The organism is Pseudomonas sp. MPDS (genome assembly GCF_013283895.1).
Taxonomy (GTDB): Bacteria; Pseudomonadota; Gammaproteobacteria; order Pseudomonadales; family Pseudomonadaceae; genus Aquipseudomonas; species Aquipseudomonas rhizophila.
Genome location: NZ_CP054128.1, coordinates 56,632 through 67,285, shown reverse-complemented (window position 1 = coordinate 67,285; position 10,654 = coordinate 56,632). Strand labels below are relative to the sequence as shown.

Genomic DNA, 10,654 nt, shown 5'->3' with positions numbered 1-10,654 from the left:
TTTGGCTTGGTTTTTTTGATTTTTTTGTTTATGCCAAACTATTGACCTTCTGCTGGCCATCCTAAACAATCGCTTCAGTAATGTCACATTGATATTTAAGCGGCGACCTGTTCTTTCGGTGCATGATTCACTGCCTGTTTCGAACTTTCCGACATACGGTCATCCCGGTTGCCATCATCCGATGCAGCGCCACCTTTCGCTGTGATTCAAGACAAGAGTTTCGGGAATAATCCAACCATGCGTTTGCACCTGTTCAAGGCTTTACCTTTCGCCCTCGCCGCCAGTTTCGTACAAGCACAAACCTTGCCGCAGGCTATGCAACAGGCGCTGGATGTCCATCCTGAGATTCAGGCCGGTGTGAACAGCCGACTGGCGGCGGACTACCAACTCAAGGCCGCTAAAGGCGGCTACCTGCCTAGAGTGGACCTTGCGGCGGGGTACGGTCGCGAAGGTACTGACAGTGTGACGACCCGCTCGGGCAGCAATAATCATTGGGAAACCTTGAACCGTAGCGAGTCCAGCCTGCGCCTGACGCAAATGGTTTTTGACGGTTTTGCGACGTCCAGCGAAGTGGGGCGTCAACAAGCCACCGTGAATGCCCGTGCCTATTCCTTGCTGGACGCGTCCGAGCGCACCGGATTGACCGTGGCCCAGGTTTATCTGGACGTGCTGACCCGACGCGAGTTCGTACGTCTGGCCGAGGAAAACCTCAAGAGTCACGAGCGCATCTTCGATCAAATCAAGCTGCGCACAGACCGTGGCGTGGGCAGCGGCGCCGATCTGGATCAGGCTGAGGCGCGCATGGCCCAGGCCCGCAACAACCTGATCACCGAGCAGACCAATCTGGCCGACGCCGAGACCAACTACCTCAGCGCAGTGGGCCAGATGCCCGACCAGCTGGAACGTCCCGCCGATTTTCTGGCGCTGTTGCCGGCCAACCTGAACGAAGCCCGTGCCCAGATGCTGGAGAACAGCCCGGTGTTGCGTTCCGCCGAAGCCGACATCGCGGCCGCCGAGCAACAGTACGAAGCCGCCAAGTCGAGCTTCTACCCCCGCTTCGACGCCGAGTTGGGCCGTACCGCCGACAACGATCTGGATGGTCAGAACGGTCACAACAACGAATGGCAAGCCATGCTGCGCATGCGTTTCAACCTGTACGCCGGTGGTAGCAACAAGGCGGATCTGGAGTCCAAGTCGTATCTGTCGAACCAGGCCCTGGACATCCGCAACAACGCCCTGCGTCAACTGACTGAAGAGTTGGGCCTGGCCTGGAACGCCCTCAACAACGCCAACGCCCAGGTACCGATTGCCCAGCAGTACGTCGATCACAGCGCCAACGTACGCACCGCCTACCAGCGGCAGTTCGGTCTCGGCGAGCGGACCCTGCTCGACTTGCTCGACAGCGAAAACGAGCTGTTCAGCGCCTCCCGCCGTCTGGCGGAGATCAAGAACGTGCAGTTGTTCAGCCAATATCGGATCAAGGCAACCATGGGGCAGTTGCTCAAAAGTCAGGGGGTTGTCGCGCCGTTGGCATCCGTTGTGCAGAATGACGTCAAGCCCAGGGTCCAGTTGCCTGGGATGAATTGAGTCATCCATCCCGTTTTGATCAGCAAAGAGTGCCCAGCGTGGAATCAGAAGTCAGTCGAGCCGAACTCATCCATGATCCACGCACGCTGCACGACGACCCATTGCTGGACGGCTTGCTGGCGCTTTGCATGCTCCATCAGAAGCCGGCCAGCGCGGCGATGCTCACCACCGGCCTGCCGTTGCCCAAGCAACGGCTGAGCGTCGAATTATTGTCGCGAGCGGCAGCACGTGCCGGTCTGCAAGGCCGGGTGCTGCAACGCAAGCTCGAGCAGATACCGACCATCGCCATGCCGGCCCTGCTGTTGCTCAAGGAGGGTCGTAGCGCGGTGTTGCTCGGCTGGGTCGGCGATGACCAGGCGCGTCTGCTGCTCAGCGAAAGTGATGGCGGCGAAGTGACGGTCAGCCGTGAACTGCTGGCCGACGACTACAGCGGCAAAGTGTTCTTCGCTCAACCGCAACACAAATTCGACGTGAACCACGGCACGCTCATTCCTCGGGCGCGTTCGTGGTTCCGCGACACGCTCAAGCGCTCGCGCTGGCTGTACGCCGACGCCATCGCTGCCAGCTTGCTGATCAACATTATCGCCATGGCGGCGCCGCTGTTCGTGATGAACGTTTACGATCGCGTGGTGCCGAACCAGGCCGAGTCCACCCTGTGGGTGCTGGCGATCGGTATTACCGGCGCCTATGTGTTCGACCTGATCCTCAAGATGTTGCGCAGCCTGTGCCTGGACCTGGCCGGCAAGAAAACCGACCTGATCATTTCGGCGACGCTGTTCGAGCGCATCGTTGGCATGGCCATGAAGTATCGCCCGGCACGGGTGGGCAGCTTTGCCCAGAACATCCATGAATTCCAAAGCCTGCGGGACTTTCTCGCCTCGCTGACCCTTACCAGCCTGATTGACCTGCCGTTCACCTTGCTGATTTTCATGGTCATCGCGATCCTCGGTGGGCATCTGGTATGGATTCCGGTGCTGGCCTTTCCGATTGCCCTGCTGATCGGCTACGCCTTGCAAAAGCCCCTGGTGGCGACCATGGAGCGAACCATGGCCCTGGGCGCCGAGCGTCAATCCAGCCTGATCGAAACCCTGGCCGGTCTGGATGCGGTGAAGGTCAACAACGCCGAGAGCGAGCGCCAGTATCAGTGGGAACAAACCATCGGCACCCTCAGCCGCCTCGAGCTGCGGGTCAAGATGCTGTCCGGCCTGGCGATGAACATCACCTTGCTGATCCAGCAGTTGGCCGGGGTGATCATGATTGTCTTCGGCGTCTATCAGATCATTGCCGGCAACCTGAGCATGGGTGGGTTGATCGCTTGCTACATGCTCAGTGGCCGCGCCCTCAGCCCATTGGCGTCGCTGTCGGGTCTGTTGACTCGCTATCAGCAGGCGCGGGTGACCATGGTTTCGGTCGATCAGATGATGGAGCTGCCCCAGGAGCGCAACTTCGAAGAGCGCCCGTTGAGCCGTAAGGTCTTGCAGGGTGCCATCGAATGCCGTCAGTTGAATTTCACCTACCCGAACCAGCAGAACGCTGCGCTGAAGAACATCAACCTGGTGATCAAGCCCGGGGAAAAAATCGGCATCATCGGTCGTAGCGGCTCGGGCAAGAGCTCCCTGGCCAAGTTGCTGGTGGGTCTGTATCAACCGGACGACGGAGCGCTGTTGGTGGATGGCGTGGACATTCGCCAGATCGACGTCAGCGAGCTGCGCTACAACATCGGTTATGTGCCGCAGGATATCCAGCTGCTGGCCGGTACCCTGCGGGACAACCTGACCTCCGGCGCCCGTTACGTCGAGGACGAACTGGTGCTCCAGGCCGCCGAACTTGCCGGTGTGCATGAGTTCGCGCGCTTGCACCCGCAAGGCTATGAACTGCAAGTTGGCGAGCGCGGGCAGAACCTGTCCGGCGGCCAGCGACAGAACGTCGCCCTGGCCCGCGCGCTGCTGCTCAACCCGCCCATCCTGCTGTTGGATGAACCCACCAGCGCCATGGACAACACCGGTGAGGAACGCTTGAAACAGCGCCTGGCCGCCGTGGTGGAAAACAAGACCGTGCTGCTGGTGACGCATCGGGCATCCTTGCTGTCGCTGGTGGACCGCCTGTTGGTGATCGACCGTGGGCAGATCCTCGCCGACGGCCCGAAAGCCGCGGTGATGGAAGCGTTGAAGAAGGGGCAGATCAGTGTTGCTTAAGTCGGGTTTGAAAAATGCCGTGGGCCGCTATTTCAAGGGCTCGGACTCGCTGCATGGCCAGCCTCTGCCTGAGGTCAACAAAGCCCTGATCGAAGACGCTCCGCGAGTGGTGCGGCTGACGATCTGGGGGATCATCGGCTTCTTTGTCTTCCTGTTGCTGTGGGCCAACTTCGCGCAGGTCGACGAAGTGACCAAGGGCGACGGCAAGGCGATTCCGTCGTCCAAGATCCAGAAGATCCAGAACCTGGAAGGCGGGATCGTTGCCGAGCTGTTTGTCAGCGAAGGGCAGATCGTCGAGGCCGGCGCGCCGTTGATTCGTCTGGATGACACTCGGTTTGTCTCCAACGTTGGGGAGACCGAGGCTGATCGGTTGTCCATGTTGTTGCGGGTCGAGCGGCTGAGTGCCGAAGTCGATGACCGGCCGCTGAACTTCCCGGAGGACGTGCTCAAGGCGGTTCCGCGCCAGGCCGCCAGCGAAGAGTCGCTGTACATCAGCCGCCGCCAGCAACTGCACGATGAAATCGGCGGGTTGCAGGAGCAGTTGATCCAGCGTCAGCAGGAGTTGCGCGAGTTTGTTTCCAAGCAGTCGCAGTACCGCTCCGCCCTGTCGTTGCAACGCCAGGAGATCAACATGTCCGAACCGCTGGTAGCCCAGGGTGCGGTGTCACCGGTGGAAGTGCTGCGGCTCAAGCGGGCTGAAGTCGAAACCCGTGGGCAACTCGACGCCACGACACTGGCGATTCCCCGCGCTGAATCGGCGATCAAGGAAGTGCAGCGCAAGATCGATGAGACGCGCGGCAAGTTCCGCAGCGAAGCCCTGACCCAACTCAATGAGGCGCGTACCGACCTGAACAAGGCCCAGGCCACCGGCAAGGCTTTGGAGGATCGGGTAAGCCGTACACTGGTCACCTCGCCGGTGCGGGGTATCGTCAACAAGTTGCTGGTGAACACCATCGGCGGGGTCATCCAGCCCGGCAGTGACCTGGTGGAAATCGTGCCCCTGGACGACACCCTTCTGGTGGAAGCGAAAATCCGTCCCCAGGACATCGCCTTCCTGCACCCCGGCCAGGACGCCACGGTGAAATTCACCGCGTACGACTACACCATTTACGGTGGGCTGAAAGCCAAGCTGGAGCAGATCGGCGCCGACACCATCACCGACGAAGACAAGAAAACCACTTACTACATCATCAAGCTGCGCACCGAGCGCAGTCATCTGGGCACCCCTGAAAAACCCCTGTTGATCATCCCGGGCATGGTGGCTTCGGTGGACATCATCACCGGCAAGAAAACCGTACTCAGTTACCTGCTCAAACCCATCATCAAGGCGCGGGCCGAGGCGTTGCACGAGCGGTAGTGTTTGAGCGGGCCTCCTCGTCACAAATGCTGAGTTGTCTGGGCTGACGTCGTCGCGAGCAGGCTCGCTCCCACAGGGTGACTGGCTGTGTCGCGATAGTGCTTTGCCACGGTAGGACTAGAGGTATCGGAGCTGGGCGTCGGTATATCCGGCTGCAGGGGTTTACCAGTAATCCGGTTTGATAGCGGGGGCTTTGTGGGTGGGTACTCGGGTGGGGAACTGGTGGGATTGGAGTTCCTCACAGGTGACAACGCGGCGTGTCCAGTGGGCGTGCTGCTTTAGCGAACCTGGAGACGGGCGATTCAGCTCGGCTCTGTGGGGAAGAATGACGCCGACGGTTATTGCAGGAAAGTCTTCTCGTACGGCTCTCAAGGCCGGCGTCATGTCGGTGTCGCTGGATACAAGCACCAACTGCTCCAACCGTTCATGATGCTTCAGTTTCGTTTGCTTGGCAGCGGTTCGATACATGCTGATTGCTATGTGAACGTCCGTTTCTTTCTCCTCCAGCTTCCAGATGTCGACTTTGTCGTTGCGAGACGCTTTCGTCTTTCTATCAATAAAGCGAGGGGCCTTGGCAGGTTCAAGTTGATGGTGACCGTAATGGACACAGATATGGGTGCTCTTCAGGGCGCGAATATAAGTGTCTTGCGCTTCTTTTGATGCTTGACCCCGGGTGGCCAATGACGGTTTGACCGAGGAGGTGAAGTAATCAACCGAGGAAGTGGTGCTCTGCGGATTTTCGATATGCGCGATATGCGACAACAGACTTCGCAGATCCAGCCACTTGTAAGGTGTGTCCGCGAGCAGCCCATAGAACAGGTTGTAGCCATCTACAAAAAATGCGGTTCGCACAAGCTCAATCCCCAGAAACGAAAAAACCGGCCTAAGCCGGTTTTTTCACCCCAACGGCCAGAAAATTGAATCTCTGCGTACGGGGTTGAGTAAAGCCATCCTAAGTTGAGCGTGACATGGCGTCAACTGCTGTTTGGTTTACCTTTTTTCACCGGCAGATCAGTGTTGAGCGTATGTGCGGTGGGAGGTCAAACTTATTCTTTGTTTGATCTGTCAGCGTTTGTTACGAAATTGAGGGCTCCTGCGGAGAATACGAGAGATCCATCACCGAAAGCCGTTTTGTATGAGTGGAAGCTCTCAAGATTCTGTGGGATTTGATACCGACTCATCCCAGCAAAAACCGAGCGCTTTTTGATCTCCTCTTTGGTCTTTTTGAAACAAGAGATTGCTTCCTCCTCCCTGCTACTCCCTTGACGCCCCCCACCGCTGTCGTAGACTCCGCCCATCCGTCAGGGAGTAACGGTTATGCGGCGTTCAGGTAGTTGGGTTTGGGGGTTGGTCTTTGTAACGTGCTGGGTGCAGGCGCAGACGCCTGTTTCCGATGATCCGCTGCTCGAGAGCGGCGTCAGGGCCAGTGCACCGAGCGGCAATGAGGCGCGTGGCGTGCTTCGGGCACGGGATCAGGCGGTGCTTGCCAGTGAGTTGGCTGGACGAATTGTCGAGTTGCCGTTCAGTGAGGGGGAGTCGTTCAAGCAGGGCGATACCCTGGCGCGTTTCGATTGTTCAGCGTACCAGGCTCAGCTCAATGCAGCTCGGGCCGCGAGCCGTGGTGCCAGTGAAGAACTGGCCCATAACAAGCAATTGGCGGCGTTGAAATCGGTCGGGCGTTTCGAAGTGGCACGCGCCGAGGCCAGGCTCAGCGAAGCGCAGGCGCAGTCCCAGGTTTATCAGGTCCAGGTCAAGCGCTGCAGCGTGATCGCGCCGTTCGATGGACAGGTGGTGGCGCGCGAGGTCCAGCGCTATGAAAGCGTGGCCGCCGGCGCGCCGTTGCTGGACGTGGTGGACAACCGCACCCTGGAAATCCATCTGCTGGTGCCTTCGCGCTGGATGGGCAGGCTCAAGCCGGGCCAGTCCTTCACCTTTGTCCCCGATGAAACCGGCCAGCCGCTGCAAGCGACGGTCAAACGCCTTGGCGCGCGCATCGACGAGGGCAGCCAGACTTTGCTGCTGGTGGCGACGCTGCCTGACGCCAAGGGGCTGTTGTCCGGCATGAGCGGTACGGCGCGTTTCGCGGAGTTCAAGTGAACGCGCCGATCACGGGCAGCGCCGAACAGGTATTTGCCCGATTCCTCGACCTGGAGCGCCAGACGCGGGCTGCGCGTACCCCGGCGCAACTGAGTTACAGCCTGGTCAACGATGGTCAGGCCCTGTTCGGGTTCCGCCATGCCGCGCTGTTGATCGCCGGCAAGGTCCAGGCGGTGACCGGCGTCAGTGCCGTGGATCCGAACGCACCGTTCGTGGCGTTTGTCGAGCAGGCGGTGGCGCAGCTATTCAAAAAAGGCTTGCTGAACCAGGCCCGGGTAATTGCCGCCGATGGGGTGAGCGACTCCATTCAGGCGGACTGGCGAAGCCTGTCGGCGGGGCAGGTGTTCTGGCTGCCGTTGATCGATCATCAGGGGCAGGTGTTCGGCGGTTTGTGGCTGGCCCGTGACCTGCCATGGCCCCCCTCTGAACAAGTGCTGCTGTCGCAACTGGGCGACACCTATAGCCACGCCTGGTTGGCGCTGCAACCGCGCAAACCGTGGCGCTTGCGCTGGACCCGCAAGCGTCAGGTCGCCTTGGTGGCGGTGCTGCTGTTGGGCTTGCTGGTTCCTGTCCGACAGTCGGTATTGGCCCCGGCCGAAGTGGTGCCGCTGGGCGGGCAGGTGGTGGCGGCACCTTTGGACGGGGTGATCGCCCAATTCCTGGTCAAACCCAACCAGAGCGTCAAGAGCGGCGACTTGCTGTTGCGCTTCGAAAGCACCAGTCTCAAGGCCCAGGCCGATGTGGCCGAGCGCGTGTTGGGCGTGGCCGAGGCGGAACTCAAGGCTAACGCTCAGCGCGCGTTTGCCGATGCCGAGTCGAGCTCGAAGATTGATCTGTTGGCCGCTCGCGTCGAGCAGAAACGCGCCGAACGCGACTATGCAATCGAGTTGCTCAAACGCAGTGAAGTGCGCGCTGAACGGGACGGTATTGCGGTATTTGCCGATGCAGAACGTTGGCTCGGCAAGCCGGTGCAGACGGGGGAGCGGTTGATGGAAATCGCCGACCCGAACCAGGCCGAATTGCGTATTGAGCTGGCGGTGGGCGACGCGATTGACCTGGCCCCCGGTGCCCAGGTGGCGTTGTTCCTCGACAGTGATCCGTTGCAGCGACACCTGGCCAGGCTCGAACGTTCGGCCTACGAGGCGCAACCCACCGCTGCGGGGCAACTGGCGTATCGCCTGGACGCGCGTTTTGATGACGCGGCGCCGCGCATCGGTCTGCGGGGCACGGCGAAAATTTTCGGCGATCGCGCCCCGCTGGCGCTGTACCTGTTGCGTCGACCACTGGCCGGCTTGCGCCAGAGCGTGGGTCTGTAGCATGGGACTGCCGAGCCTGCGGCCAGACCTGCAATTGTCCCCTGCCGCCCCGGACCCGGACGGCTCCCCTCAATGGACCCTGGCCGATCCGGTACGCGGGCGCTATTTCAAGCTTGGCGCGGCGGCGATGCGCATGCTGCGGCACTGGTCCCTTGGTGAGCCGGAACAGGTGCTGCAAGCCGCGAACCGTGAGCCGGGCCTTCCGCTCAATAATGAATCGCTGGAGCAATTGCTGGGCTTTTTGCGAGGTCACGATCTGATCAGCGCCATGGACCCGCAACAGCGCGACAGCTATCAGTTCAAGACGGCCGCCCAGCGTCAGAGCCTGTGGCAGATCCTGCTGCACCAGTATCTGTTTTTTCGCATTCCGTTGTGGCGCCCGGATGCTTTTCTCAACCGCGCCTGGCCTTTTCTCGCGCGGTACGGGCCCGCCATCCTGCGGTATGGCATGCCGCTGACCCTGGGCGTGGGCATTTTTCTGGTGTCGCGGGACTGGCAGCGCTTCGTGGCGACGTTTCCGCACCTGTTCAGCCTGGGTGGCGCGCTGGCATTCGCGGTGGCGTTGTTCTTCGCCAAGTTGTGCCACGAGTTCGGTCATGCCTTCATGGCCAAGCGCGCCGGTTGCCGTGTGCAGAGCATGGGCGTGGCATTCATGGTGCTGTTGCCGATGTTCTATACCGACGTCAGCGACGCCTGGCGGGTCAATGATCGTCGTGCCCGGCTGCTGATCGGCGCCGGCGGTGTACTGGCCGAATTGCTGCTGGCGTGCATCGCGTTGCTGGCCTGGTCGCTGTTGCCCGACGGACCGGCCCGCACTGCCGCGTTCATGTTGGCCAGCGCCACCTGGATCACCACGTTGATCATCAACCTGAACCCCTTCATGCGCTTCGACGGTTATTTTCTTCTCAGTGATTTCTGGGCAGTGGATAACCTCCAGGGGCGAGCGTTTGCGTTGTGCCGCTGGCGTTTGCGTGAAGCCTTGTTCGGTTATGGCGCGCCGGCTCCGGAACCCTGGACGCCGACAATGCGTCGTCGCTTGCTGGTGTGGGGATACGGCGCCTGGTTATGGCGCGCGGCGTTGTTTTTGGGTATTGCCCTGGCGGTCTATCACCTGTTCTTCAAGGTGCTGGGCATTTTCCTGATGCTGGTGGAATTGGTGTGGTTCATTTTTATGCCCATCGTGAACGAATGGCGGCAGTGGTGGAGCCGGCGCGAGCAGGCCCATGGTCCGCGAGTGCTGCTCAGTGGCCTGGTGTTACTGGCGTTGGCGTTGGCGCTGCTGTTGCCCTGGCGCAGCGCCGTCGAGGTACCGGTCATGCTTGAGGCCGGTCGCGCCAGTGCCTTGCATGCGCCGGTGGCGGCACGGATCAAACAGGTGAATGTGCATGACGGCCAGACCGTGGCCCAGGGCGATGTGTTGATCGAGCTGGAGTCACCGGACATGGCTTCGCGCCTGGCGATTGTGCGGCGGGAAATCGAGATCCAGCAGTTACAGATGCGTCGCCAGGCCGGCCGCAGCGAAACCGCCGCCGATGCCGGTATCGTCGAACAACAACTGGCCGAAGCGGTGGCCGAATACCGGGGCCTGGTCGCCCAGCGTGAGCGCCTGCTGTTACGCGCGCCCCATGCCGGACAGGTGCGTGATCTGTTACCACAGTTGTCGGTGGGGCGCTGGTTGTCGCCCACACAGCCGCTGGCGCGGGTGGTACAGGCCGACTCCCGCTTACGCGGCTACCTGACCGAAGCCGAGCTTTGGCGGGTCGAACCCGGGGCCACGGGGCGTTTCATTGCTGACGATCCAATGCACCCCTCGATTGCCGTGCAATTGAACGAGATCGATACCAATGGCGTGGCCTGGGTCGAGCAACAGGCGTTGACGTCCGATCACCACGGGCCGATCGCGGTACGGCGTGACTCGCAGCAACGGGCGGAGCCGGTGCAGGCGCAATATGGCGTGCGTTTGAGTGCTGTTGATAACACGCCTGCGCCGGCGCAACCGCTGCGTGGCGTAGTGGTGTTGCAGGGGCACGGTGAGTCGGTGTTGGGAGCGACCTGGCGTCGGCTGGCGGCGCTGGGTGTCAGGGAAAGCGGGTTTTAAGGAG

General features: G+C 60.9%; 7 protein-coding genes. 6 read left to right on the top strand and 1 reads right to left on the bottom strand.

The window, feature by feature from the left end; all coding sequences use genetic code 11:
- Nucleotides 1-237 precede the first annotated feature (237 nt).
- The 3 genes from HQ912_RS00290 to HQ912_RS00280 are packed head-to-tail and all read left to right on the top strand — an operon-like array spanning nt 238 to nt 5,139.
- Nucleotides 238-1,587 carry a TolC family outer membrane protein gene (locus HQ912_RS00290; protein ID WP_047230445.1) on the top strand — a complete coding sequence of 450 codons (1,350 nt, stop codon included), beginning with the start codon at nt 238-240 and terminating at the stop codon, nt 1,585-1,587.
- Nucleotides 1,588-1,625: 38 nt separating this feature from the next.
- Nucleotides 1,626-3,782, top strand: a complete 2,157-nt coding sequence (locus tag HQ912_RS00285; RefSeq protein ID WP_076383240.1) for a type I secretion system permease/ATPase — start codon at nt 1,626-1,628, stop codon at nt 3,780-3,782.
- Nucleotides 3,772-5,139, top strand: a complete 1,368-nt coding sequence (locus HQ912_RS00280; protein ID WP_047230443.1) for an HlyD family type I secretion periplasmic adaptor subunit — start codon at nt 3,772-3,774, stop codon at nt 5,137-5,139. The genes HQ912_RS00285 and HQ912_RS00280 overlap by 11 nt, the downstream gene beginning before the upstream one ends.
- A 162-nt stretch (nt 5,140-5,301) precedes the next feature.
- Here HQ912_RS00280 and HQ912_RS00275 read toward each other — a convergent pair whose 3' ends face one another.
- Entirely contained in the window at nt 5,302-5,991 is a 690-nt protein-coding gene (locus HQ912_RS00275; RefSeq protein WP_076383241.1) for an NYN domain-containing protein, read from the bottom strand.
- A gap of 465 nt (nt 5,992-6,456) precedes the next feature.
- Between HQ912_RS00275 and HQ912_RS00270 the strand changes: the two genes are divergently transcribed.
- Genes HQ912_RS00270 through HQ912_RS00260 form a run of 3 tightly spaced genes read left to right on the top strand, consistent with a single transcriptional unit; the run spans nt 6,457 to nt 10,650 of the window.
- Nucleotides 6,457-7,236, top strand: coding sequence for an efflux RND transporter periplasmic adaptor subunit (locus HQ912_RS00270; RefSeq protein ID WP_047230440.1), 780 nt, complete (start codon nt 6,457-6,459; stop codon nt 7,234-7,236).
- Nucleotides 7,233-8,552 carry an efflux RND transporter periplasmic adaptor subunit gene (locus HQ912_RS00265; RefSeq protein ID WP_076383242.1) on the top strand — a complete coding sequence of 440 codons (1,320 nt, stop codon included), beginning with the start codon at nt 7,233-7,235 and terminating at the stop codon, nt 8,550-8,552. Before HQ912_RS00270 ends, HQ912_RS00265 begins: the two co-directional genes overlap by 4 nt.
- A gap of 1 nt (nt 8,553) precedes the next feature.
- A complete protein-coding gene (locus HQ912_RS00260; protein ID WP_047230438.1) occupies nt 8,554-10,650 on the top strand; it encodes a biotin/lipoyl-binding protein in 2,097 nt (698 codons plus the stop codon).
- The last annotated feature ends 4 nt before the right edge of the window (nt 10,651-10,654 follow it).